Origin of the sequence: Cellulosimicrobium sp. KWT-B (genome assembly GCF_002127155.1) — a bacterium.
Classification (GTDB): Bacteria; Actinomycetota; Actinomycetes; order Actinomycetales; family Cellulomonadaceae; genus Cellulosimicrobium; species Cellulosimicrobium funkei.
Map to the genome: position 1 here is coordinate 470,148 of NZ_NEDO01000001.1, position 24,522 is coordinate 494,669.

Consider the following 24,522-nt stretch of genomic DNA (forward strand, 5'->3'; position numbering starts at 1 on the left):
GGACGTCCAGGGCGTTGCACATGCGGATCCGCGATCCCGGGCGGTCGCCCGGGCGAGCCAAGACCAGGGCGAGACGACGCCGGGCGGGGTGGGTGGTGGTGCCGCGTCGTGGCGGGCCTGGCGGGAGCCGCGAGGAACGAGCGGCGGATGGTAGACGCGGCACCACCACCCACCCCGCCCACCCCACGCAACCACACGCCGTCGGGCAGCGTGACCGCGGCTCTACCTCGCACGACCACGGCTCTACCTCGGCGGACCAGGGCTCTACCTCGGCGGACCACGGTTCTCCCTCGCAGACGGGTCTCGCCCCGGTCCGTGGGGACGGACCGGGGCGAGACGGTGGTGCGACGCGCTGCGGGTCAGCCGCAGGAGCGCGCGTCGTACTGCTCGGTGACAGTCGTCGACCTCCCCTCGGCGTCGGTGGCCACGACCGTGACCTCACCGGCCTCGACGGAGGACGCACGGGTGGCGAACGACTGGTAGGCGTTCTTCCCCGGCTCGACACCGTTGACGGTCTTGGTGCCGAACGGCGTGTCGAGGCGCACCGTGAGGGGCGCGTCGTCGTCGTTCTGCGCGCGGACCGCGACGTAGACCTTGCCGGCGAGGCAGCGGGTCTCGGTCGTCACCGTGACGGCCGGGCCCGCGGGAGCGCCGTCGCCCACGGTGAGCGTGAGCGTCGTCGTCGTGGTGCCGGCCGTGCTGACGTAGTCCGGGAGGACGAGGTCGCCCCGGACGACGTACACGCCCGGCGTCTCGACGACGCTCTCGTCGAAGTCCCACTCGACCCCGACGGCCTGGTTGTCGCGCGAGCCGTCGTTGTAGGAGACGAGGACCTTGGTGGGCAGCCACGGCTGCTCGCCGACGTCGACGCTCTGCTCGAACTGCTCGGCGCCCTGGATGGAGATGCCGCCCTGCGAGCTCTCCGGCCGCACGTACACCTGGGCCTCGGCGATGAGGCCGTAGGTCGTGTTGGTGCCGTAGATGGTGAACGGCTCGACGTTGGTCTCGGCGACCATGGCGGGCGTGATCGGCTGCCACGTGAACTCGACGGCACCGCGGCGCCCGCTCGAGTACACGACGTCGAGCGTCGAGGGGAGCTCCGGCACCTCGCCCGTGACGGTCCGCAGGATCACAGGGCTCGCCACGGAGTCGACGGTGTCGCCGTTGACGCGCCACCGCAGGATGCCGGTGCCGGCGCCGCCGGTCTGCACGCCCGTGATCCGGACCCGCAGGTAGCTGGCCTCGACGGGCTCGAACTCCAGGTGGTTGTACGCGTTGCGCTGGAGCGCGCCCGCGTACGTGGAGCCCTCCGTCAGGGTGACGGGCGTCCAGTCGGTGCCGTTCTGCGAGTGCTCGACCGTGTACGTGTCCGCACGCGGCATGCGCGTCCCGCCGTTGTCGTCGTACCAGTAGATGTCGGTCGACGCGACGAGCACCGGCGACTCCCACGCGTACCGGATCCACGCGGCGTTCTGCGCGCTCGTGCCGTTCGCAGGCTGTCCCCACGTGCCCCAGCCGTTGCCCGCACCGGGGTTCGAGCTCGCGGGCGTCGAGGGCTCGTTGACCCGGAGCGGGTTCTCCCAGGAGGCGGACCCGCTCGTCGTGACGGTCGCGAGCGTCCCGAACTCGGCGGACGTCGCCTTCTCGGTGAGCTCGACCTCGACGTCGCGCTCGGTCGTGAGCTCGCCGTCGGACGCCGTGAGCCGGAAGGTGTACACCCCCGGGGCCGTGCCCGTCACCGTCGTGGTGAGGGCGTCGGCGGCACCGAAGATGACGCTGGCCCCGTCGGGCGCGGAGACCGTCGACCACCCGTAGGTGAGCGTCCCGTCCTCCGGGATGCCGTCGTCGGTCACCGTGCCGACGAGCGTGGTGGACAGGTTCCCGTCCTTCGACCGGTCGACGTTCACCCCGACCGCCGGGGCGTCGTTGACGACCTCGGGCACCTCGCGGCCCGAGTCGAAGACCTGGATCTCCGAGATCGCCGTCCAGGACGACGGCGTGTTCGTGAACGCGACCCGGACCTTGTCCGCCGTCACGGCCTCGAACAGCGCCTCGTTGAACTTGGGCCCGGGGACCTTGGGCGCCTTGAACGCGTCCGGCACGGTCGTCCAGCCGCCGGACCCGTCGGGCACCTGGACCGAGTACCGCAGCGGCTCGCGGTACCCGCCCGCCTGCCGGTCGCTGACGAACCAGACCTTGACGTTGTCGAACGTCGTCGGCTCGCCCAGGTCGAGCTCCACGTAGCCCGTGTCGCCCTCCGTGCCGTAGTTGCCCCAGAAGGGCTCGTTGGCGGTGCTGCCGTCCGTGACCGCGTCGAGCGACACGGGCCGCTCGGTCTCCTTGATCGCGCCCGGCGTGTAGTTCATCGAGCCCGTGCTCCAGCCCGGCGTGTGGAACTGGCGCCACGGCGTCGGGCGCGCACCCTGCTGGGTGGCCGACGACGACAGCTCCGCGCCGCGCGCGAGGTTGTCGGCGTCCTCCGTGAGGTCGATGCCGGCCGTCCTCAGGTACGACACGACGCGCTCGTCCTCGATCGGGGTGTCCACGGCCGTGGGCACGTCGGCGCCCTCGTCGGCGACGACCTGGACCGCGAGACCCTCGTCCGACTCCACGACCTCGTTCGCCGCCGGGTCGTAGACGAACCGGCCGAGGCCGTCGGCCGCGGCCTTGCGCTCACCGTCGACGAAGAGGCTGTAGCCCTCGCCGAGGCCGTAGTGCGAGCCGTCCTCGTCCCAGACGATCGTCACGTCCTTGCCGTGGTACCGCAGGTTGTTGACCATGAAGTGGTCGTACCCGAGGTCGATCGGCCAGAGCTCGATCTTGTCGTCGGACCGCGGCTGGATGCCGCCCATGTCCTCGACGTAGATGTAGTTCATGTTGCCGAGCATCACGTGGTTCGGGTTGTTGCGGTTGAACGTCTGCGTGCTCGCGTTCCAGTTCGAGTAGTACTCGGCCTGGTTGGGGACGAGGGTGTCGCCGTTCGGGTAGATGCTCCACGCCATCCAGTCGAGGAGCTTCGCCGCGTACTCGGGCGTGACGTAGGTGTGGTCGGGGTCGTAGTGCCGCAGCGCGGACCGCACGCCCCGGTACTGGACCGTGAAGTTGATGTTCGAGAAGTTGTTCGACCCCCCGATGCCGTACTTGGCCCGGTCGTACTGGTTGGCCGTGTAGAACGGGAAGATCGGGAAGTTGTCCCCGTACCGCAGGAAGCGGAACCCGTCGACGTACGTGTCGGCGTCCTCGACCGGGATGAGGTTCTCGGCGTAGATGTCGTAGAGGTTCGACTCCTTCGCCGGGATGAGGTCGCGCTCGGCCTGGCTCAGCGGGTTCTGGTTCCCGCCCGACGTCGCGCCGTGCGACGTCCCCGCGAGGAACATGCGCGTCTCCTCGCTCCACAGCCGCCCGAGGATCGCGTCCCGGATCTCGTCGGCGGTCTGCCCCATCTCTGCGACCTTCTCCGGGTCCGCCCCCGCCATCGCGTAGAGCTGGCGGGCGGCGTCGAACGCGCCCCACACGTACGCGGACTCCGGGCGCTCGATCGTCCGCGCGCCCGGCGCCCCCGCGTCGACCTTGGGGTACCCGAAGCTGATCGCGTCGGAGTCGTTGCCCGGCATGTAGTTGGTGTCGTACGCGATGAGCTTGTCGTCGTTGCCGTCGTAGTGCTCGAGCTGCCCGGTGCCGTCGCCCTCGAAGTACGTCGCGAAGCGCTCGGCGACCGCCGGACCGCCGCCGTGCACGTTGTACGCCTCGAGGCCCGCGGTGCCGAGGTACTGCGAGTAGTGGTTGTTCCAGCTCGTGTGCCCCGGGCTGTCGAGGAACGCCGACGCCCCGGAGAGCTCACCGATGTTGAGGATCTGCCCGTACCCGAGGTACGGGTTGCGGATCCACTTGGTGTCCTGCAGGTGCATGGGCTGCGTGAGCGCCACCGAGTTCTGGTAGAGGTTCACGCCCTCGATCGTCGTCGGGTACTGGTACACGTAGCCGGGCTCGTTCGCGTCCAGGCTGTTGTACCGCTCGCCCCACCAGCGGTAGACGATCGCCTTCTCGATCGCCTCGTCCGGGACGTCGATGTACGGGATGTCCTGCGCCCACTGCCGGTTGAACTCCGTGACGCCGGTGCGGAACGCCTCCGCGGGGGTCAGCGCGGCGTACTCGTGGAAGCTCTCCACCGACTCGGGGAGCGTGTCGCTGGACAGCACGCCGAGCACGGAGAGGTCGACCGAGCCGCCCGCCGGCACCGTGACCTCGCGGTCGAGGTTGGTCCCCGTGCGCTCGAACCCCGGGGCCTTGAGCCCCACGGTCACGGTGGACCACGGCGTGTCCACGAGCCCGTTGTTCGACCCGCTCGTCAGCGTGCGGGTCCCCGTGAGCTCGTCGGCCGCGTCGGCTGCGGCCGTCGCGAGCGGCGAGGACGCGCGCACCGTGAAGGTCACGTCGCTCGCGCCGGGGTTGGTGAAGGTCAGCGCGGACAGCGCCACGTTGTCGTACGTGATGAGCTTCTTGAGGTCCGCGACGACGCCCGTCGTCCCGACGGTGTAGCGCGCCTTCGCGTGGCTCGGCGCGTTGAAGCGCTGCGCCCCGACCTCGGTGATCGTCTGCCCGGGCACGGTCACGGTGTAGAGGTTGCCGAGGTTGTTCGGCCCGCCCGCGAACGCGGAGCCCGCGAACCCCATGACCGCCCAGTTGCTGTTGCCCCGCAGGTAGAGCGACCGGCCGCGCGTCTGGAGCACGCTGTTGCTCGCCGTCCCGCTCACCCCGAGCACGCGGTCGAGGTAGTAGTCCGTGCCGCCCGCGGCCAGGTCCTTCTCGAAGATCGACCCGTGCATCGAGCCCGCGGTCCACGGGACGCCCGGCTCGAGGGCGGCGGCGACCTGGTCCAGGTTCCTGTAGACCGGGTCGCCGATGTCCATCGAGTCCGTCGTGCCGTCGGTGTAGACACCGATGTCGCTCTCGTTCCCCGGCACCACGTCGGCCTGTGCCGCCGGTGCCAGTGCGACGCCGGTGGCGGCCATCGCACCTGTCATCGCCGAGGCGACGACCCTTCTCCACGCTCTCCCCGACATCACCAAGTCCTCTCCATCGGGAACCGGAACAGGTCCGGGACGACGACGGCACCACGCGTCGCGCGGGTGGACTGCTTCGTCCGCCCGCCCCGCTGCGGGACGCGTGAACCCGATCGTCGTGCCGGCTCGCGCCGCACCGCGGAAGTCCCGTACCCGGGGCTCGTGGCCCCCGCTCCCTCCGCGATGAGGTCGCCAGTCGCGAGCCAGTCAACCAGCCAGGAGCGCCCACCGCAATGGTTTTCGGTCTCGACTTCGCGGCGCCGCCGGGTCAGCGCACTGCGACCCTGCTGGCGCATATTCGTTCTGCCCGCTGCAATATGGGATGCTGCGACGCCATCTCATCGACCGGCAGAGCCATCGACACGACCAGCCTCCGAAAACACCCTTCCATCCGTTTCGCCGAGGTGACCCGCACGGGGGAGGCCGCCCCGCCCCCTCGCGGGCGGAGCGCCGCGGGTACCGCGAGGACGGAGCAGCGAGGAAGAGGGGCACGGGCGAGCACAGGGCACAGGGAGGAGCGGGGAAGGTCCGGCCGGCAGCGGGTCGCAGGGTGCGAGGAGCGCGACGTCGCCGCGCAGCGGGCTCGGCCCTACGCCCCGTCGGTCGTCGCGTCCGGCGGCGCGGCGCCCTCCGCGGGCGCCGTCCCGTCCGCGGGAGCCGTCCCGTCCGCGGGCGGGGTCCCCTCGGCGGGAGGAGCGGTCCCGTCCGCCGGGGTGGTGCCCTCAGCGGGTGCGGTGCCGTCGGCCGGTGCGGTGGTCTCGGCCGGGTCCGGCGTGGGGGCGGGCGGTGCGAGCAGGGTGAAGGTCACGGGCTCGCTCGTCGCGCCGTCGACGCCGGCGATGCTCACCACCGCCGTGTACGTGCCGGGGTCGACCTCGGGCTGGTCGGGCGCGCAGCCCTCGACCGAGCGGTGGCGGTCCCACCGCACGAGCCGCGACGGGTCCTCGTCGCCCGTGCTCATGAGGAGCAGGCGCTCGGTGGACCCGCAGTGGGCCGACGACCACACGAGCTCGTCGCCCGAGTAGACGAGCACCTGACGGCCCGCGTCCGACCCGTCGACGAGGCACGGCCGCCCGCCGGACTGCCGGACGGTCACGTCGAGCTGCACGGCGCGACCGGGCTCGTACTCCGCGGCGTTCGTCGTCACGGCGAGCTCGAGCGACGCCGCCGTGCAGTCGCGGGGCGGGCCCGCGGCCTCGGGCGTGGGGGGCGGCGACTTGCCCTCCTGCGCGCTCGCGTCGCCGCTCAGCAGCGGCCCGACGGCGCGGACGGCCACCTGGCCGAGCAGCACGAGGCCGACGACGAGCGCCACGAGGAGGAGGAGCGCGACGAGCCGACGCCGCACCAGGGCGGCGCGCGTGGGCGCGCCCGGCCCGGTGCTCGGGCGGGTGCTCGGCCTCGGGGTGCGGTCGGTCCGCGGCGTGCTCACGGGTCCTCCGTCGTGCTCGTGCTGGTCGGGACCACGCTAGCCGTGGGGGCGCCCCGCGGGACCGGTGCCGCGCCGACGGCGGCCCAGGTCGGGGCACAATGTGTGCGGCCCGACCCCGACCCTCCCGAGGACCCACCACCCGTGCCAGCCCCCGCCCCCCGCCCGGCGCGCGCCGACGGCCCCGCCCGCACGGCACCCTCGACCGCGCCCTCGACCGCGCTCTCGGCCATGGCCGGGGACCCGCACGCGGGGCTGCGCGACGCCGTCGGGCGCTGGTTCGGCGAGACGGCCCGCGACCTGCCGTGGCGGGCCGCGGACCGCACCGCGTGGGGCGTGCTGGTGAGCGAGGTGATGCTGCAGCAGACGCCGGTCGTGCGCGTCGAGCCGGCCTGGCGGGCCTGGATGGAGCGCTGGCCCGAGCCGGCCGACCTCGCCGCCGCGCCGACCGCCGACGTGCTGCGCGCGTGGGGCCGGCTGGGCTACCCGCGGCGCGCGCTGCGCCTGCAGGAGTGCGCCCGGGCGATCGTCGAGCGGCACGAGGGCGAGGTGCCCCGCGGCGAGGAGGCGCTGCGCGCCCTGCCGGGGGTCGGCGAGTACACCGCCGCGGCGGTCACCGCGTTCGCGCACGGGCGCCGCGCGGTCGTCGTCGACACGAACGTGCGCCGCGTCCTGGCGCGGGCGGTCGGGGGCGTCGCGCTGCCCGCGCCGTCGTACACGGCCGCGGAGCGCGCGACCGCCGCCGCGGTCGCCCCGCCGGACGACGACGACGCGGTGCTGTGGGCGGCCGCGTCGATGGAGCTCGGCGCGCTCGTCTGCACGGCGCGCGCGCCCCGGTGCGGCGTCTGCCCCGTCCGCGACGCGTGCGCGTGGCGGCTGGCCGGGCGCCCCGGCGACGAGCACGCGGCCCGACGCCGAACGCAGGCCTGGGCCGGCACCGACCGGCAGGCGCGGGGCCGGGTCATGGCGGCGCTGCGCGACGCGCCGGGCCCGGTGCCGCGCGGCGTCGTGGCCGAGGTGTGGCACGACGCCGCGCAGCTCGACCGGTGCGTGGCGAGCCTCGTCGAGGACGGGCTCGTCGAGCAGGTCGACGGGCCGGGCGGGGTGCTCTACCGGCTCCCCGCCTGACCCGCCGTCAGACGGTCGGGAGCCACACGCGCATCGTCGACGGACCCCGGCCCGCCCAGTCGTGGTACGGCACGAGCCGCACGTCGACGGGCTCCGCCGGGGCGACCGCGGCGCGCGCGGACCCGGTCCGTCCCGGGGCGCCGCCGTGCAGGGGCGCGTACGGCCAGTGGCCGGGCGCCGGGTCGACGAGCAGCCCGCGGACGACGACGTACCCGTCCTCCTCGCGCGGCGCGACGGCGACGTCGACGCGCAGGTCGGCGACGTCGCGGCCACCGGGCAGGTCCACCGACTCCACGCACAGCACCTCGGGGCCCCGCTGCACGGCCACGCACCCGCGCACGGCGTCGATCCGGTCGTCGGGCACGAGGAACCGGGGCGCCACGTCGAGGTCGAGCGTGACGACGCTCCCCGGTCGCAGGTCCGGCACCGCGACGGTGCCCGCGGGCACGTGGCGGGCGGGGCCGTCGTCGACCACGAGCAGCCCCGAGCCCGACCACGCGGGGACGCGGAGCGTGAGCGCCCACCGCTCCGGCGCCTCGACGACGCGCACGCGGACGCGGCCCGTGGCCGGGTAGTCGGTCTCGACGTCGAGCGCGACCGGCTCTCCCGACGGGAGCGTCGCGCGGACCTCGCTCGGTGCGTACTGGTGGAGCTGCACCCCGCCGTCGTCGACGGTGGCGAGGTACCCGGCGAGGCTCGCGAACGTGCGCGCGACGTTGGGCGGGCAGCACGACACCTCGAACCACGGCGCGCGCAGCGACGACTCGGCGCGCTTGCTCACCTGGTCCGGCGCGGCCGGCTCGCCCGGGACGCGCTGGTGGAGCGTGTTCGCGTAGTAGAAGGCGCGGCCGTCGTGCGCGGGCGACGTCGCGACCACGTTGAACAGGGCGCGCTCCACGACGTCGGCGTAGCGCGCGTCGCCCTGCGCGAGCAGGAGGCGCCACGCGACCATGACCGACCCGATCGACGCGCACGTCTCCGAGTAGGCGCGGTCCGGCGGCAGCACGAAGTCGTCGCCGAACGCCTCGTCCTGGTGGTGCGACCCCTGCCCGCCGGTGACGTAGGTGCGCGCGGCCTGCGTGCGCTCCCACTGCCGCGCCACGGCGGCGACGAGCTCGTCGTCCCCGGTCTCCACGGCCACGTCGACGGCCCCTGCGGCGAGGTAGTTCGCGCGCACCGCGTGGCCCCGGAACACCGTGGCCTCGCGCACCGGGACGTCGTCCTGGTAGTACGAGCGGCCCCACTCGATGTCCGCGAGCGTGCCGTGCCCACGGCGCTCGACGAAGAGCGCCGCCTGGCGCACGTAGCGCGGCTCGTCGAGCGCGCGCCCGAGCTCCGCAAGCGCCACCTCGACCTCCGCGTGCCCGCACACGCCCTGGATGCCGTCGGGCCCGAACGTCTCGCACACGTGGTCGGCGGAGCGCCGCGCGACCTCGACGAGGAGGTCGTCGGGGTGGCCGGTGCGCACGCGCGCGACGGCCGCCTGCAGGAGGTGGCCCTGCACGTAGAGCTCGTGGCCCCACTCGAGGTCCGTGTACCGGGCGGGCTGCCCCGGGTGGCCGAACCTCGTGCACAGGTACCCGTCGGGTGCCTGCGCCGCGGCGACGCGCTCGACGATCGCGGCGAAGCGGCGCTCGAGGGCGTCGTCGGGCCGGCGCCCCAGCTCCCAGGCCATCGCCTCGAGCAGCTTGTACACCTCGGAGTCGCTGAACTCGCGGCCGCGCCGCGTCGTCGCGACGTCGCCCCGCACGACGGCGTCGAAGTTGCCGAGCCAGCCCTCGGCCTCGAGCCAGTGCTCGATGTGCGCGAGCGTCGCGGTCCGGTTGACCTCCTGGCGCTCGCCCCAGAACCCGCCCGTGATGCGCACCTGCGCCAGCCCGAGCGGCTGCAGCCGCCCGGTCGCGGGGACGACCGGGCGTCCGCCGTCGGTCGGGCGGGCACCGGTCCCCGTCGTCCGGGGCACCGTCGGGGTCGTGGTCATGGCAGCACCTCCCGAGGCGACGGGGTCGCCTCGTCGTTCGTCGGGGACGACGCCGGACGGCGTCGGATCGGTAGGCCGCAGGGCGGGGTCGAGGTCGGGGACGTGCGTCGTCATCCCTTCAGCGCCCCGGACATGAAGCCGCGCACGTAGTGGCGCTGGAGCAGCAGGAACAGGACGATGCACGGCGCCGCGAGCACGACGACGCCCGCCTGGGTCGCGCCGTAGTCGACGATCCCCATGACCTGCTGGCGCATGTTGGCGACCGCGAGCGGCAGCGGCGCCTTCGTCGAGTCGGTGATGAGGATGAGCGGCGCCACGAAGTCGTTCCACGCGGCGAGGAACGCGAACAGGCCCACGGTGATGAGCCCGGGCTTGACCGCGGGGACGAGCACGCGGCGCAGCGCCCCGAAGGACGAGCACCCGTCGACCATCGCCGCCTCGTCGAGCTCACGCGGGACGGACTCGAACGAGATCCGCATCATGAACGTCGCGAACGGGAGCTGGAACATCGTGAGGACCAGCGCCAGGCCGAGCAGCGAGTTCTGCAGGTGCAGCGTGTTGAGCAGCACGTAGAGCGGGATGAGGAGCGTCGCGTACGGCACCATGAGGATCGCGAGCGTCACGAGGAACAGCACGTCGCGCCCGGGGAACCGGAACCGTGCGAACGCGAACCCGCCGAGCAGCGAGACGGTCAGCGTGAAGAGCACCGTGAGCCCGGAGACGACGACGGAGTTCCACAGGTACTGGCCGATGCCGGCCTGGTAGCCCGCGAGCGTCACGTAGTTGCCGAAGCCCCAGCCGTCGACCTGGTTGCTGCCGGGCTGCGGCGAGAACGACGCCACGCCGGCCCACACCAGCGGGAAGAGGAAGACGATCGCCAGCCCTCCGGTGAGCACCCAGTACGGGGTGCGCGTGAGGATGCCCGCGATGCGGGCACGAGGAGCCGGCGCGGGACGTGCCCCGGGTGCGGGGCGGGCGGGGGCGGTTGCCGTGACGGCCATGTCACTTCTCCTCGGGTGCGCGCATGCCACGGACCTGCGCGACGTTGATGAGCACGAGGGCCGCGAGCACGATGATCGACAGCGCGGCGGCCACGCCCAGGTCGTTCTGCCCCTGGAAGGCGATGTTGTAGATGAGCTGGACGACGGTGATGGTGCTGTTGTCCGGCCCGCCCTTGGTGAGGATGTAGAACTGGTCGAACGCGAGCAGCGACCCGGTGACGCAGAGGATCGTGCAGAGCGCGAGCGACGGGCGCAGCAGCGGGACGGTCACGCGCGCGAACGTCTGCCACCGGTTGGCGCCGTCCATGCGGGCCGCCTCGTACACCTCGTGCGGGATGCCCTGCAGCCCCACCATGAGCAGCAGCATGTAGAAGCCGGCGAAGCGCCAGACGATGAGGAACACCGTCGACCAGAGCGCGCCGTCGGGCGACCCGAGGAACGAGACGGGCTCGTCGACGAGCCCCAGGCGCTCCAGCAGCGGCGAGATCGGCCCCACCTGCGGCGAGTACAGCGCGTAGAAGAGCAGCGACGCGGACGCGAGGCCCAGCGCGCTCGGCACGAGGATGGACGTGCGCAGGAAGCTCTTCCACCGGCTCGACTCCTGCACCAGGAGCGCGAACCCCAGCCCCAGCGCGATGAGGAGCACGGTGGCGATGGCCGTGTACTTCAGGGTGAAGACGACGGAGTCCCAGAAGAACCGGTTCTCGACGGCGTCGCGGAAGTTGTCGGGGAAGTTCACGCCGCGGTTGCCCGCCAGGAGCGGCCAGTCGGACGCGGACATCTTGCCGACGAGCAGCACCGGCAGGACGAAGAGGACGAGGACGAACACGGCCGTCGGCGCGGCGTAGGCCCACCCGCGGGCGGACTGCGACCGACCGGGCCGACGGCGGCGCGCGGCGCCCGCGGTCCCGGCGGCGCGGGGCGGTCGGTCGTCGCTCGGGACGGGCCCGCGGGCCGCCGGGCCGTGCGGCACGGGTGGTGGCGGCGTCGAGGGCGCGGACTGCACGGACATGGCTGGTCTCCTGGGACGGGGGCGAGGGAAGCCGGACCGGGCTCGCCGCCGCACGGCCTGCGGGCGGCGGCGAGCGCTGTGGTCGACCGGGTCGGTGGTCGGGCGGTGGACCCGCGGGAGGTCGCCGGCGGCGCCGGGACCTCCCGGGGCCTCACTGCGACAGGACCGCCGTGATCTCCTCGTTGTCCGGCTCGATGCTCGCGCCGTCGCCGAACACGGCGTTGCGCACGAGCGTGAGCCACGGGCTGTTCGGCGCGTTGAACGCCTGCTGGAAGTTGCGCGCGACGGGCGTGCGGCCCTGGCTCGCAATCTCGTTGATCGTCATGACGCGCGGGTCGGCGGACGAGAACTCGTTGTCGACCAGGTCGGCACGGGACACGACGTCGCCGTTCTTGGCGAGGACCTGCACCTGGGCGTCCTCGGACATCATCCAGGACAGGAAGTTCCACGCCTGGTCCGACTTCTCGCTGTCCTTGGAGATGCCGATGCCGTCGCCGCCGACGAAGGTCGACCCGCCGCCGTCGGGTCCGGGGATCGGCGCGACGCCGACGTCCACCGTCTCGTCGGCCGTCGACAGGAGCGTCGCCGGGTACGGCATGACGCCGATCTTGCCCTCCTGGAAGGGGGCGACCCACGTGGCACCCGTCTCGTCGCGCGTGCCCGCGCCGACGGCGTCGGAGTCGACGAGGTCCTTGTAGACGGCGTACACGTCCTGCGCGGTGTCGCTCGCCAGGAGCGACTCGGCACCGCCGTCGCCGAGGACCTCCTCGTCCGCGGCCCAGATCGACGGGAACCACGTGAAGACGAGGCACCCGCCGCAGTTGCCGCCGAAGAACGTGCCGTCCACCCCGCCACCGAGCGCGTCGACGGCCTTGGCCTGCTCCGCGAACTCGGCGAGCGACGTCGGCGGCGCCTCGGGGTCGAGGCCCGCCTGCTCGTAGAGGTCCTTGTTGTAGAAGAGGACGGAGACGTCGAGGACGAACGGGAGGATGTACTCCTGGTCCTCGTACGTGCCGGCCTCGAGGTGGCCCGGGTTGATCTCGTCCGCGAAGTCCAGCTGGTCGATGCGCCCGGTGACGTCCTGGTAGAGGCCCTGCTCGACCCAGTTCGGCACGTACACGATGTCGGCCGCGAACAGGTCCGGCAGGCCGCCGCTGCCCGCGGCGGCACCGACCTTCGCCACGTAGTCGTCGTTGGGGACGATGGTGAGCTCGACCTGGTTCTCGTGGCTCGCGTTGTACGCGTCCACCAGGAGCTTCGCCTGCTTCTCGAGCGGCGCGCGCGTCCACAGGGTGAGCGTGCTGCCGTCGTCGACGCCCTCGACGCCTCCCTCGCCCGTGCCGCCCGTCGCGGCGTCGTCGCCGCCGGAGGCGGACCCGCACGCGGCGAGCCCCAGCGCGACGAGGCCGGCGAGCGTCGTCGTGGCCACGGACCTCTTCCACGAGGTCCCGCGGTGGTGTGTCATCTCGTGTCTCCTCGTACTCGTCTTCGAGCCGTTGCACCTGCGCCCCGTGCTCGCGCTTCGGGCGAACACGTTTTCGGTCACGGTGTCGCGCTGCGGCGCGCTCCACGTGGCCGACCCTCCCCTCAGGCGGCTAGTGTTCGATGTCCTGGCGTCGACCGTGAGCGGGGTGCTCGCGTCGTCGCTGGTGCCGAAACTAACCGAAAAGGTTTTCTGAATGTATGGCAGCGCGATAGCCTCGTCAAGCAGGGCAGCGGGTTACAGTTCGATCACGGCTCGATCGTCGAGAGCGCAGCGCAGCGCACCGGCAGGAGGGGGAACGGCCTCATGACGACCCAGAGCGGGAGCGCCTCGCCGCGCGCGGCGACCCTCACCGACGTCGCACGGCTCGCCGGCGTGTCCATCGCGACCGCGTCGAAGGCGATCAACGGCCGCGACCAGGTCAAGGCCGAGACCCGCCTGCGCGTCCTCGAGGCCGCCGAGCGCCTGTCGTTCGCGCCCAACGCGCTCGCCCGCGGACTGCTGAAGGGCCGCACGGGCACGGTGGGCCTCCTCACGAGCGACCTCGAGGGCCGGTTCTCGATCCCGGTCCTCATGGGGGCCGAGGACGCGTTCGGGGCGGGCCGCGTGTCCGTCTTCCTGTGCGACGCGCGGGGCGACGCCATCCGCGAGCAGCACCACGTGCGTGCCCTGCTCTCCCGGCGCGTGGACGGCCTCATCGTCGTGGGGTCGCGGACCGACCCGCGCCCCCCGCTCAGCGCCGACGTCCCCGTCCCGGTCGTCTACGCCTACGCGCCGTCGGAGGACCTCTCCGACGTCTCGATCACCGCGGACAACGTGGGCGCGGGCCGCCTCGCCGTCGAGCACCTGCTCTCGTGCGGGCGCCGCCGGGTCGCGCACGTCTCGGGCGACCCCGGGTACAAGGCCGCGCAGGACCGTGCGGCGGGCGCCGAGGCGGCGGTGGCCGCCGCCGGGCTCGAGCTCGTCGGCGGACAGACGTACTTCGGCTCGTGGAGCGAGGGCTGGGGACGGGGCGCGGCGCGCATGATCGTCGAGCAGCACGGCGACGTCGACGCGTTCTTCTGCGGCTCCGACCAGATCGCTCGCGGCGTGCTCGACGCGCTGCGCGAGCTCGGCCGCGACGTGCCGGGCGAGGTGTCGGTCATCGGGTTCGACAACTGGGAGGTGCTCACGACGAACGCCCGCCCCCAGCTCACGAGCGTCGACATGAACCTCGAGCGGCTCGGGCGCGTCGCGGCGCAGCGCCTCTTCGCCGCGATCGACGGCACGGTGCGCCCGGGCGTCGAGGAGCTCCCCTGCCGCGTGGTGACCCGCGCGTCGACGGTCCCGATCAGCTGAGCACGGAGTCCGCGGCGACGCCGCTGCCGCTGTCGTCGACGTCGTCGAGGTCGAGCAGCATGCGCGTGTTGCCGAGCGTGTTGGGCTTCACGCGCGCGAGGTCGAGGAACTCCGCGACGCCGTCGTCGTGCGAGCGCAGGAGCTCGGCGTACACCTCGGGGGACACGGGCGTCCCCTCGATGGTGCGGAAGCCGTGCGCGCGGAAGAAGTCGACCTCGAACGTCAGGCAGAACACGCGCCGCAGGCCGAGCGCGCGGGCGCGGGCGACGAGCTCGACGACGAGCGCGTGCCCGACGCGGTGCCCGCGCCACGCCGGGTCCACCGCGAGCGTGCGGATCTCCGCGAGGTCGTCCCACATGACGTGCAGCGCCCCGCACCCGACGACGCGCCGCGCGTCCGCGCCGTCCGCCGCGTCCGGGTCCGGCACCTCGGCGACGACGAACTCCTGGACCGCCTCGTAGTACCCGACCATCTCCTTGGCCAGGAGGATGCGGTCCTCGGCATAGGGCTGCACGAGCGCACGCACCGTCCGCACGTCCGCGGGCAGGGCGGGACGGACACGGACGGCAGAGGTCGTGGGCACCGCGACACTGTACGCGCGCGGAGCACCCGCTGCATAGTCATGCATCAGGACGCATATCTGCGCTCTGCGCTCAGGAGCCCCCGACGAGGTGGGCCGCCGTGATCTCGTCGACGACGAGGTCGGTCACCACGCCCGCGCGCAGGGCTGCGCGCAGGGGCGCCACCTTGTTGTCGCCCGCGACGGCGCACACCCGCCGCGGCACGCGCCGCAGCTCCTCGGGGGCGGGCCCCGTCGCGCGCTCGTTGAGCGCGATGTCGCGGTAGGTCCCGTCGGCGCGGAGGAACACGGTGCAGACGTCGCCGACGACACCCTCGGCGTCGAGGACCGCGATGTCGTCCGGGTCGAGGTACCCCGCGGAGTACACGTGCGAGGGCACGCCGCCCGCGACGGCCCCGACGGAGAACAGCGCGATGTCCGCCCGGTGCTGCACGTCGAGCACGCGGCGCACGGACCGCTCGCGCCACATCGCGCGCTTCGTCTCCGCGTAGTCGAAGAACGCGGGCACTGGGAAATGGTGCACGTGGGCGTCGAACGCGCTGCCGAAGCCCGCGATGAGGTCGCCCGCGTAGTGCACGCCCGACGTCCGCGTGTTCGCCGCCCCGTTGAGCTGCACGACGGCGCTCCCCCGGGTCGGCTTGCGCGGCAGGTGCCGGGACACGGCCGAGAGCGTCGTGCCCCACGCGATCCCGAGGATCATGTCGGAGTCGAACCACGTCGACAGCAGGCGCGCTGTCGTCAGCGCGACCTGCTCGAGCCGCTCGACCTGCGGCGCCTGGTCGGGCACGGGGACCACGTAGGCGTCGATCCCCCACGTGCTCGCGAGGTGCTGCCCGAGCCCCGGCCCGCGGCTGCGCGCGGGCCGCAGCGAGATCTCGACCAGCCCCGTCTCGCGCGCCCGCTTCACCAGCCGCGACACCGTGGACCGCGACGTGTGCAGGTGCTTGGCGATCGCCTCCATCTTCATGTCCTGGAGGTAGTACATCGACGCCGCGCGCAGGACGTCCTGCTCCCGATCGACCATCGCGGTCTCCTTCCCGTCACCCCCATTCTGCACGTTCGTGCACCACGGTTGCGCGGGCGTTCGCCGCGTGGTGGTCTGGAGCGTGTGCCTCAGCGCCGGAGACCCCGGTGCACGCACGGCGGTTCCCGCTCGCGCACCCTGGTCGGGCGTGGGACCGTCGCTGTGAGCGCACCGTGGGCGCGATCGTCCCGCGGCGTGCCGCAGCACCGAGGGACGAGAGAGGAAGACGGATGGCATCCACGAGACTCACCGCGGACTCCCGGCGGCAGGCGCTCGCCGCGCTCGAGGCCAGCACCAGCGCGGACGCCGAGCTCGACGTCCTCGTGATCGGCGGCGGGGTCACCGGTGCCGGGATCGCGCTCGACGCGGTCACGCGCGGGCTCTCCACCGCGATCGTCGAGGCGCAGGACTGGTCGGCGGGGACGTCGAGCCGGTCGAGCAAGCTCGTGCACGGCGGTCTGCGCTACCTGCAGATGCTCGACTTCCACCTGGTCAAGGAGGCGCTCACCGAGCGCGACCTCCTGCTCAAGGAGATCGCGCCGCACCTCGTGCGCCCTGTCCCCTTCCTGTACCCGCTCGAGCACCGCGTGTGGGAGCGTGCCTACGTCGGCGCGGGCATCGCGCTCTACGACACGCTCGCGAGCGTCGCGCCCGGTCGCCGCGCGATGCCGCTGCACCGGCACCTGTCGCGCAGCCGCATGGAGAAGAAATTCCCCGACCTCGCGCACGACGCGGCCGTCGGTGCCGTCCAGTACTGGGACGCGTCGGTCGACGACGCCCGCCTCGTCTCGACGCTCGTGCGCACCGCGGCGTCGTACGGCGCGCACGCGGCCTCCCGCACGCAGGTCGTCTCGCTCACCAAGGGCTCGACGGGCGCCGTGAACGGCGCCGTGCTCCAGGACCTCGAGACGGGCCGCGAGATCACCGTCCGGGCGCGCGCCGTGATCAACGCGACCGGCGTCTGGACGGAGGACACCGAGGCGCTCGCCGGCAGCGAGGGCGGCCTGCGGGTCCTCGCGTCCAAGGGCATCCACATCGTCGTGCCGCGCGAGCGCATCAAGGGCCAGGTCGGGCTGATCCTGCAGACCGAGAAGTCGGTCCTGTTCGTCATCCCGTGGTCCCGGTACTGGGTGATCGGCACGACCGACACCCCGTGGGAGCAGGAGCTCCAGCACCCCGTCGCGACCGCGGCCGACATCGACTACGTGCTCGAGCACGCGAACGCCGTGCTCGCCCACCCCCTCACGCGCGACGACATCATCGGCACGTGGGCGGGCCTGCGGCCGCTGCTCCAGCCGGGCACCAAGGAGGGCACCAGCTCCGCGAAGGTCTCGCGCGAGCACACGGTGGCCTCCCCGACCCCGGGCCTCACGGTCATCGCCGGCGGCAAGCTCACCACCTACCGCGTCATGGCGAAGGACGCGGTGGACTTCGCGATCGGCCAGCGCGCGAGCGCCCTGCCGTCGATCACGCACAAGATCCCGCTGCTCGGCGCCGTCGGCCTCGACGCCGTGCGCCGCCAGGCGCGGCCCTGGGCGTCCCGGTACGGCTGGACCCCGGCCATGGTCGACCACCTCCTGCACCGGTACGGGTCGAACCTGCGCGAGCTCGTCGAGCTGTGCGAGGCGCAGCCGGACCTCGCCCGCCCGCTCGAGCACGCGCCGGCCTACCTGCGCGCGGAGATCGCGTACGGCGTCTCCCACGAGGGGGCGCTGCACCTCGAGGACCTGCTGCTGCACCGGACGCGGCTCAACTACGAGGTGCCCGACCGGGGCCTCGCCGCGCTGCCCGAGATCGCGGCCGTCGCCGCCGAGATCCTCGGGTGGGACGACGCGACGCGCGACGCCGAGATCGCGAGCTACACCGCCCGCGCGGAGGCCGAGGCCGCCGCCGAGCAGGAGCCCGACGACGCGTCCGCCGAGCGCACCCGGCTGGAGGCGCCCGACGTCGCGCCGCTCCAGCCGCTCCGCACGACCTGACAGCTGCACATCGCCGCGAGCGAGCCCCGGGTGCCGACCGTCGGGTCGGCCCCCGGGGCCCCGCACACCGACCCCACGGGGCGCCACGCCGACGGCGGACCGACCCGAGGACCCGGCGCTCAGGTGCGTCGGGACGGTTGAGACAGAGAAGTCCACCACGAAAGAGAGAGCACGATGGATCAACTCCTCATGAACGCCTTCTGGTCCGAGATACTCGGCACGGCGACACTGATCCTCCTCGGCGCGGGCGTCGTCGCGAACGTCGTCCTCCCGAGGACCAAGGGCTTCAACGGCGGCTGGCTCCTCATCAACTTCGGATGGGGCCTCGCGGTCTTCGCCGGCGTCTACGTGGCCTACAAGTCGGGTGCGCACCTCAACCCGGCCGTGACCATCGGCCTCTTCACCGCCCAGGAGCCGTTCTTCTCCGTGACCGGCCCCGAGGGGCTCGTGACGGCGACCATCGAGCCGACGGTCGGCAACATGTTCCTGTACTTCGGGGCCCAGATGATCGGTGCCTTCATCGGCGCCGTGCTGGCGTTCCTGGCGTACAAGAAGCACTTCGACGAGGACGCGCCCGGCGCGACCAAGCTCGCGGTGTTCTCCACCGGCCCGGAGATCCGCTCCTACGCGTGGAACTTCGTCACGGAGGTCATCGCGACGTTCGTGCTCGTGTTCTTCGTCGTGGCGTCCGGCAAGACCCCGTCCGGCCTGGGGCCGCTCGCGGTCGCGCTCATCGTGGTCGGTATCGGCGCGAGCCTCGGTGGTCCCACCGGCTACGCCATCAACCCTGCCCGTGACCTCGGTCCCCGCATCGCGCACGCGGTGCTGCCGATCCGGGGCAAGGGCTCGAGCGACTGGGCCTACGCCTGGGTCCCGGTCGCCGGTCCGCTGGTCGGCGGCGTGCTCGCCGGCCTGCTCGGGGCCGCCTGGGTCTGACCGACCCGGACGACCGGACCTCTCCCCCGCGTGACCGGGGAGCCGGGGGCCTCCCCGGTCACGCGACCCGCGCCGTCGGGCGCCGGGCACCTACGCCGCAACCACACCCACACCGACGTGAAGGACTGAACGCACCATGGCCGACTACGTTCTCGCCATCGACCAGGGGACCACGAGCTCCCGGGCCATCGTCTTCAACCACTCCGGGGAGATCTACTCCACCGGGCAGCTCGAGCACGACCAGATCTTCCCGCGCGCGGGGTGGGTCGAGCACAACCCCGAGCAGATCTGGAACAACGTGCGCGAGGTCGTCGGTCTCGCCCTCACCCGAGGCAACCTCACGCACGAGGACATCGCGGCCGTCGGCATCACGAACCAGCGCGAGACGGCCGTCGTCTGGGACAAGACGACGGGCAAGCCCGTCTACAACGCGATCGTCTGGCAGGACACGCGCACCCAGAAGATCGTCGACGAGCTCGGCGGCGACGAGGGCCCCGAGAAGTACAAGTCGATCGTCGGCCTGCCGCTCGCCACCTACTTCTCCGGCCCGAAGATCAAGTGGATCCTCGACAACGTCGAGGGTGCGCGCGAGAAGGCCGAGAAGGGCGACCTGCTGTTCGGCAACACCGACACGTGGGTGCTGTGGAACATGACGGGCGGCACCGAGGGCGGCGTGCACGTCACCGACGTGACGAACGCGTCGCGCACGATGCTCATGGACCTCGACACGCTCTCCTGGCGCGAGGACATCGCCGCGGACATGGGCATCCCGCTGTCGATGCTCCCCGAGATCCGGTCGTCGTCCGAGGTGTACGGCCACGGCCGTCCCCGCGGTCTCGTCCCCGGCGTCCCGATCGCGGGCATCCTCGGCGACCAGCAGGCGGCGACGTTCGGCCAGGCGTGCTTCGAGGTCGGCCAGGCCAAGAACACGTACGGCACCGGCAACTTCCTGCTGCTCAACACGGGCACGGAGAAGGTCATGAGCAAGAACGGCCTGCTCACGACCGTCTGCTACAAGATCGGCGACGCGCCCGCGGTGTACGCGCTCGAGGGCTCGATCGCCGTGACCGGCTCGCTCGTGCAGTGGCTCCGCGACAACCTGGGCATGTTCGAGGACGCGCCCGACGTCGAGTGGCTCGCGGGCAAGGTCCAGGACAACGGTGGCGCCTACTTCGTGCCGGCGTTCTCCGGGCTGTTCGCGCCCTACTGGCGGCCCGACGCGCGCGGCGCGCTCGTGGGCCTCACCCGGTACGTCAACCGCAACCACATCGCGCGCGCCGCGCTCGAGGCGACGGCGTTCCAGAGCCGCGAGGTCGTCGACGCGATGAACGCCGACTCGGGCGTCGACCTCACCGAGCTGCGCGTCGACGGCGGGATGGTCGCCAACGAGCTCCTCATGCAGTTCCAGGCCGACCAGCTCGGCGTCGACGTCGTGCGGCCCAAGGTCGCGGAGACGACGGCGCTCGGTGCCGCGTACGCCGCGGGCATCGCCGTCGGCTTCTGGAAGGGCGAGCAGGACGTCATCGACAACTGGGCCGAGGACAAGCGCTGGAGCCCGTCGATGGAGTCCGGCGAGCGCGAGCGCCTCTACCGGAACTGGAAGAAGGCCGTGACGAAGACCATGGAGTGGGTCGACGAGGACGTGGAGCAGTAACCCGTCCCGGGACCACCCGCCGAGGGGGTGGGGTGCACGGCGTCGCGGCGCCGGGCACCCCACCCCCTCGTCGTGCTCCCACGGGGCGAGTGGCGCGCGTCGTGCCTAGCGTCGAGGTGCCGCGCCCCGCGGCCCGACGACGGGAGACGACATGACCGGCACGCACCACGAGCAGCCCCACGCGAGCTCCGACGAGGTCGCCACGGTCCGCGAGCTGATCAAGGACGAGAAGATCGCCATGCTGACCACCGTCGCGACCGACGGGAGCCTGGTGAGCCGGCCGATGGGCGTCCAGGCCGTCGACTTCGACGGCGACCTGTGGTTCTTCGCCGCCGCCGACTCGCACAAGGTCGCCGAGATCGCGCGGGACTCGGCGGCGAACGCGGCCTTCTCGGGCTCGACGTCCTGGGTCTCCGTGTCCGGGCGCGCCGCGGTCGTCCGCGACCGCGAGAAGATCCGCGAGCTGTGGAACACGGTCGCCGACGCCTGGTTCCCCGACGGCCCGGACACGCCCGGCGTGGTGCTCGTCCGGCTGCACGCCGACTCCGCGGAGTACTGGGACTCCCCCGGCGGCCGCGTCGCGACGCTGTTCAGCCTGGTCAAGGCGAAGGTCACCGGCTCGCGCTACGACGGCGGGGAGAACGAGACCGTCGAGCTGTGACGCCCACCGCCGTCCGCCGAGGCCGCAGCGTGCGGCGCGGCTAGGGTGGCCGGGTGAGCGTCGCCCGCGAGACCGCGTACACCCTGCCCGGCATCCACGTCACCGACCGCGAGCTCGAGGTGCCGCTCGTGTGGGACGACGACACCGACCCCCGCCGCCTCACGCTGTTCGTGCGCGAGCTCGTCGACCCGGTGCGGCGTCACGACGACCTGCCGCTGCTCGTGTTCCTCCAGGGCGGCCCGGGCGGCAAGGGGCCCCGTCCCACCGGGCCGGACGGCTGGGTCGGCACCGCGCTCGCGACGCACCGGGTGGTGCTGCTCGACCAGCGCGGCACCGGCCGGTCCTCGGCCGTGCGCGGGGCGGCGCTCGCCGCGCGCGGCCCGGGAGCGGCCCAGGCCGAGTACCTCTCCCGCTTCCGGGCGGACGCGATCGTCGCCGACGCCGAGCACGTGCGCCGGACGGTGTACGGCGGGCGGCGGTGGACGTCGCTCGGCCAGTCCTACGGCGGCTTCCTCACGATGACGTACCTGTCGCGGGCGCCCCAGGCGCTCGCTGCGTGCTACGTGACGGGCGGGCTGCCCGGCCTGACGGCGGACGCGCGCGAGGTGTACCGCCGCACCCAGCCGCGCGTCGTCGCGAAGAACGCCGCCTACCGGGAGCGGTACCCGGACGACGCGGCCCGCCTCGCGCGCGTCGCGGACCTTCTCGCGGCCGACGACATGCGCCTGCCCGACGGCGACCGGCTCACCGTGCGCCGGCTCCAGTCGCTCGGCACGGACCTCGGGATGAAGCCCGGCCCGGAGCGCATCCACTGGCTCGTGGACGAGGCGTTCGACGCGGACGCGCCGGACACCCTGACGGACACGTTCCTCGCGGAGGTCGCGGCGGCGACGTCGTTCCGCACCAACCCGCTCTACGCCGTGCTCCACGAGTCGATCTACGCGCAGTCGGGCACCGGCCCGACGGCGTGGGCCGCCGAGGCGGTCCGCGCCGAGGAGCCGGCCCTCGACCCGGCGGCGCGACCGCTGCTCCTCACCGGCGAGATGATCTACCCCTGGATGCTCGAGGAGATCGCCGCGCTCCGGCCGTTCCGCGCGGCGGCGGAGGCGCTCGCCGCGCGCGAGGAGTGGCCCGACCTGTACGACCTCGACGTCCTCGCGCGCAACGAGGTGCCGGTCGAGGCGGCGGTGTACTTCGACGACATGTTCGTCGACGCCGGGCTCTCGCTCGAGACGGCGGCGCGCGTGGGCAACGTCCGCACGTGGGTGACGAACGAGTTCGAGCACGACGGCCTGCGCACGGGCGACGTCCTCGCGCGCCTGGTCGAGCGGCTCGGCGCCCGCGGCGGCCCGCGCACCTGAGGCGTGCCGCGCCTGGCCGGCTGGACGGGGCGGGGCGCCAGGCCCCCTGACTCCTGGTGGACAGTCAGGCCGTCTGGTCGCGGCGCGCGCGCAGCACCCACGCCCCGGACGCGAGCGCGCCGCCCAGCACCAGCGTGAGCAGGTCGAACCCGGCGTCCCCGCGCGGCGGGGCCGGTGGCACCGCGGCGGGCGCCCCGCTCGCGGCCACGACGACGGCGCGCGACGGGTCCGCCGTGCCGACCACCGGCGCCAGGTCGAGCGCGGGCCCGCCCGCCGTCGTCGGCGCGGACGCGTCCGGTGTCGCAGCGGGCGCCGGGGCGGCCGGAGCAGGCGACGCGGGCGGGGCGGCGGGCGCCTCGGGGACGGCCGGCCCGTCGAGCACGAGCTCCCACGACGTCTCGCCGACGAGGACGTAGCCCTCGAGCGCGCGCGCCGTCACGGTCACCGTGCCCCGGGCGGGATGGCGGCCCGGGGCGAGGACCCGCTCGTCGAGGACGAACTCCACGCCGTCGGCCCGCGGCACCTCGACCGCGGCCGCCGCACCCCGGCGCGCGGCGACGACCACGGGCGCCGGCGCCCGGACCTCGGTGAGACCGGAGAACACGAGCTCGACGGCGCGCGACCCGTCCGACCCCGGCAGCACCGGCTCCGCCTCGCCCTCCGCCGCGAGCCGCAGGCCCGCGGCCGGGGAGAGCGTCAGGACGACGCGCGCCACGTGGTCGAGGTACCCCTCGACGGCGTGCGTGCTGCCGGGCGGGAGCACCGCGCCGGTCGCGTCGCGGACGACGAGGCCCTCGGCGTCGGGCACGGTGTACGTGTCCGCCATACCGGGGCCGTCCTGCGCGGCGGGGAGCACCGCCGTGACGACGGGGAGCAGCTCCGTGACCGCCTCGGCGGCGGTCCGCCCGTCCGGGAGCTGCAGCACGTGGCCGTCCTCCGCCACGGCCGTCGCCCGCAGGACGCCGCCGTCCCGCGGCGCCTCGACGGTCCGGTACCCGTCGGCCAGGACCACGGTGCACGCCATCGGCTCGCCTCCCAGGGACCAGCGCACGCCCTCGACCACCGGCACGAGGTAGACCGCGTCCCCGGCCGCCGCACGGACGAGGACCGGCGGCAGCACGACCACGCGGGGCGCGGGCTCGCCGTCGGGCACGGTGGGGTCGGGGCCGGGGGGCGTCTCGTCCTCCTCCGGAGCCGCCGGGTCGGGAGCGGGGACGGAGGGAGACGCGCCCTCCTCCGGCGCGGCCGACCCGGGCGCGGGAGGCTCCGGTCCGTCCGGCACGGGAGCGTCGGGCGCGCCGGGCACGGCAGGCACGACGGGCCCGACGCCGATGGTGCCGGCGCCCGCGCCGGCACCGGAGTCCATGCCCGCGCCGGGGTCCGTGCCCGATGCCGCGTCGGGGCCCGTGCCGTCGGCCGCAGCGGTGGACGTCGCCGCACCCGCGGCACCGGGCCGGCCGTCCTCCGCGACCCGCGCGAGGGTCTCCGTCGTGACGGGCGCGACGCCCGGGTCTGCCGCGGCGCGGGCGACCGGGGCGGCGTGGGCCGTCGCGGACGCGCCGACCAGGACGGCGCACACCAGCACCGCGGCGAGCGCGGTCCGCGGGCGGGCCCGGTGCACAGACATGGGCGTGCGGCTCCTCTCCGGTCGCGTCCGCGGGTGGACGCGCCCGAGACCCCTATGCACGCCACGGCCCACGCTGTCCGCATCGTCCCCGCGCGTCCGGTTTCGTCCGGGGTGGCGGGAGCCGCGGGCGACGCGGTTCGAGCGCTTCACCCGCCTTCCCCGAGAACCGGCGCACCTCCTCGCCTAGGGTGAGAGCGGATCACGGCGCGGTGCCGGCTCTCGGGGCGGAGCCGTGGCCGGACGCGGTTCGCCGCCGTCCGTCCGCCCG

Annotated in this window: 17 protein-coding genes; 8 read left to right on the plus strand and 9 right to left on the minus strand. The window is 73.6% G+C overall.

The window, feature by feature from the left end; translation table 11 throughout:
* Positions 1 to 359: 359 nt before the first annotated feature.
* Together B9L22_RS02015 and B9L22_RS20135 are read right to left on the minus strand one after the other, a co-directional pair.
* Positions 360 to 5,012, minus strand: coding sequence for a discoidin domain-containing protein (locus B9L22_RS02015; RefSeq protein ID WP_233139599.1), 4,653 nt, complete (start codon positions 5,010 to 5,012; stop codon positions 360 to 362).
* Between the two features lie 640 nt (positions 5,013 to 5,652).
* Positions 5,653 to 6,492: a hypothetical protein gene (locus B9L22_RS20135; RefSeq protein ID WP_086149030.1), complete on the minus strand. Its 840-nt coding sequence runs from the start codon at positions 6,490 to 6,492 to the stop codon at positions 5,653 to 5,655.
* Between the two features lie 228 nt (positions 6,493 to 6,720).
* Here B9L22_RS20135 and B9L22_RS02025 point away from each other — a divergent pair, with 228 nt between their 5' ends.
* Positions 6,721 to 7,617, plus strand: coding sequence for an A/G-specific adenine glycosylase (locus B9L22_RS02025; RefSeq protein WP_086149616.1), 897 nt, complete (start codon positions 6,721 to 6,723; stop codon positions 7,615 to 7,617).
* A gap of 7 nt (positions 7,618 to 7,624) precedes the next feature.
* On the opposite strand, the gene B9L22_RS02030 is transcribed toward B9L22_RS02025, so the two are convergent.
* The 4 genes from B9L22_RS02030 to B9L22_RS02045 form a co-directional block, all read right to left on the minus strand.
* Positions 7,625 to 9,598 carry a glycoside hydrolase family 127 protein gene (locus B9L22_RS02030; protein WP_086149617.1) on the minus strand — a complete coding sequence of 658 codons (1,974 nt, stop codon included), beginning with the start codon at positions 9,596 to 9,598 and terminating at the stop codon, positions 7,625 to 7,627.
* A gap of 110 nt (positions 9,599 to 9,708) precedes the next feature.
* Complete coding sequence (locus B9L22_RS02035) at positions 9,709 to 10,599, minus strand: carbohydrate ABC transporter permease (protein WP_086149031.1); 891 nt, start codon at positions 10,597 to 10,599, stop codon at positions 9,709 to 9,711.
* 1 nt (position 10,600) lies between these two features.
* Positions 10,601 to 11,611, minus strand: coding sequence for a carbohydrate ABC transporter permease (locus B9L22_RS02040; RefSeq protein WP_086149032.1), 1,011 nt, complete (start codon positions 11,609 to 11,611; stop codon positions 10,601 to 10,603).
* Positions 11,612 to 11,762: 151 nt separating this feature from the next.
* On the minus strand, positions 11,763 to 13,040 hold the full coding sequence (locus B9L22_RS02045) for a sugar ABC transporter substrate-binding protein (protein WP_233139600.1): 1,278 nt from the start codon (positions 13,038 to 13,040) through the stop codon (positions 11,763 to 11,765).
* Between B9L22_RS02045 and B9L22_RS20140 the strand changes: the two genes are divergently transcribed.
* Together B9L22_RS20140 and B9L22_RS02050 are read left to right on the plus strand one after the other, a co-directional pair.
* Positions 13,033 to 13,290: a hypothetical protein gene (locus B9L22_RS20140; RefSeq protein ID WP_198947236.1), complete on the plus strand. Its 258-nt coding sequence runs from the start codon at positions 13,033 to 13,035 to the stop codon at positions 13,288 to 13,290. The two genes, B9L22_RS02045 and B9L22_RS20140, sit on opposite strands and share 8 nt — an antisense overlap.
* A 110-nt stretch (positions 13,291 to 13,400) precedes the next feature.
* Positions 13,401 to 14,432 carry a LacI family DNA-binding transcriptional regulator gene (locus tag B9L22_RS02050; RefSeq protein WP_086149034.1) on the plus strand — a complete coding sequence of 344 codons (1,032 nt, stop codon included), beginning with the start codon at positions 13,401 to 13,403 and terminating at the stop codon, positions 14,430 to 14,432.
* On the opposite strand, the gene B9L22_RS02055 is transcribed toward B9L22_RS02050, so the two are convergent.
* Both B9L22_RS02055 and B9L22_RS02060 read right to left on the minus strand, forming a co-directional pair.
* A complete protein-coding gene (locus tag B9L22_RS02055; protein ID WP_086149035.1) occupies positions 14,425 to 15,060 on the minus strand; it encodes an amino-acid N-acetyltransferase in 636 nt (211 codons plus the stop codon). The genes B9L22_RS02050 and B9L22_RS02055 overlap by 8 nt on opposite strands.
* Before the next feature lie 25 nt (positions 15,061 to 15,085).
* Positions 15,086 to 16,036: a sugar-binding transcriptional regulator gene (locus B9L22_RS02060; protein ID WP_086149036.1), complete on the minus strand. Its 951-nt coding sequence runs from the start codon at positions 16,034 to 16,036 to the stop codon at positions 15,086 to 15,088.
* A gap of 230 nt (positions 16,037 to 16,266) precedes the next feature.
* Between B9L22_RS02060 and B9L22_RS02065 the strand changes: the two genes are divergently transcribed.
* The 5 genes from B9L22_RS02065 to B9L22_RS02085 all read left to right on the plus strand — a co-directional run bounded on the left by B9L22_RS02065 (position 16,267) and on the right by B9L22_RS02085 (position 22,627).
* Positions 16,267 to 18,015: a glycerol-3-phosphate dehydrogenase/oxidase gene (locus B9L22_RS02065; RefSeq protein WP_061266713.1), complete on the plus strand. Its 1,749-nt coding sequence runs from the start codon at positions 16,267 to 16,269 to the stop codon at positions 18,013 to 18,015.
* Between the two features lie 189 nt (positions 18,016 to 18,204).
* Entirely contained in the window at positions 18,205 to 18,951 is a 747-nt protein-coding gene (locus tag B9L22_RS02070) for an MIP/aquaporin family protein (RefSeq protein ID WP_233139602.1), read from the plus strand.
* Positions 18,952 to 19,087: 136 nt separating this feature from the next.
* A complete protein-coding gene (gene glpK, locus B9L22_RS02075) occupies positions 19,088 to 20,605 on the plus strand; it encodes a glycerol kinase GlpK (RefSeq protein ID WP_021482287.1) in 1,518 nt (505 codons plus the stop codon).
* Positions 20,606 to 20,756: 151 nt separating this feature from the next.
* Positions 20,757 to 21,266 (plus strand): pyridoxamine 5'-phosphate oxidase family protein, encoded by a 510-nt coding sequence (locus B9L22_RS02080; RefSeq protein ID WP_086149037.1) that lies wholly within the window; start codon positions 20,757 to 20,759, stop codon positions 21,264 to 21,266.
* 53 nt (positions 21,267 to 21,319) lie between these two features.
* Positions 21,320 to 22,627 carry an alpha/beta fold hydrolase gene (locus B9L22_RS02085; protein WP_198947180.1) on the plus strand — a complete coding sequence of 436 codons (1,308 nt, stop codon included), beginning with the start codon at positions 21,320 to 21,322 and terminating at the stop codon, positions 22,625 to 22,627.
* 64 nt (positions 22,628 to 22,691) lie between these two features.
* On the opposite strand, the gene B9L22_RS02090 is transcribed toward B9L22_RS02085, so the two are convergent.
* Positions 22,692 to 24,254: a hypothetical protein gene (locus B9L22_RS02090; protein WP_143317016.1), complete on the minus strand. Its 1,563-nt coding sequence runs from the start codon at positions 24,252 to 24,254 to the stop codon at positions 22,692 to 22,694.
* Between the last annotated feature and the right edge of the window lie 268 nt (positions 24,255 to 24,522).

Coding starts and splice junctions, on each gene's coding strand:
- B9L22_RS02015 (WP_233139599.1), bottom strand. CDS start 5,012: ATGGCCGCCACCGGCGTCGCACTGGCACCGGCGGCACAGGCCGACGTG.
- B9L22_RS02025 (WP_086149616.1), top strand. CDS start 6,721: ATGGCCGGGGACCCGCACGCGGGGCTGCGCGACGCCGTCGGGCGCTGG.
- B9L22_RS02030 (WP_086149617.1), bottom strand. CDS start 9,598: ATGACCACGACCCCGACGGTGCCCCGGACGACGGGGACCGGTGCCCGC.
- B9L22_RS02035 (WP_086149031.1), bottom strand. CDS start 10,599: ATGGCCGTCACGGCAACCGCCCCCGCCCGCCCCGCACCCGGGGCACGT.
- B9L22_RS02040 (WP_086149032.1), bottom strand. CDS start 11,611: ATGTCCGTGCAGTCCGCGCCCTCGACGCCGCCACCACCCGTGCCGCAC.
- B9L22_RS02050 (WP_086149034.1), top strand. CDS start 13,401: ATGACGACCCAGAGCGGGAGCGCCTCGCCGCGCGCGGCGACCCTCACC.
- B9L22_RS02055 (WP_086149035.1), bottom strand. CDS start 15,060: ATGCATGACTATGCAGCGGGTGCTCCGCGCGCGTACAGTGTCGCGGTG.
- B9L22_RS02060 (WP_086149036.1), bottom strand. CDS start 16,036: ATGGTCGATCGGGAGCAGGACGTCCTGCGCGCGGCGTCGATGTACTAC.
- B9L22_RS02065 (WP_061266713.1), top strand. CDS start 16,267: ATGGCATCCACGAGACTCACCGCGGACTCCCGGCGGCAGGCGCTCGCC.
- B9L22_RS02070 (WP_233139602.1), top strand. CDS start 18,205: ATGAACGCCTTCTGGTCCGAGATACTCGGCACGGCGACACTGATCCTC.
- glpK (WP_021482287.1), top strand. CDS start 19,088: ATGGCCGACTACGTTCTCGCCATCGACCAGGGGACCACGAGCTCCCGG.
- B9L22_RS02080 (WP_086149037.1), top strand. CDS start 20,757: ATGACCGGCACGCACCACGAGCAGCCCCACGCGAGCTCCGACGAGGTC.
- B9L22_RS02090 (WP_143317016.1), bottom strand. CDS start 24,254: ATGTCTGTGCACCGGGCCCGCCCGCGGACCGCGCTCGCCGCGGTGCTG.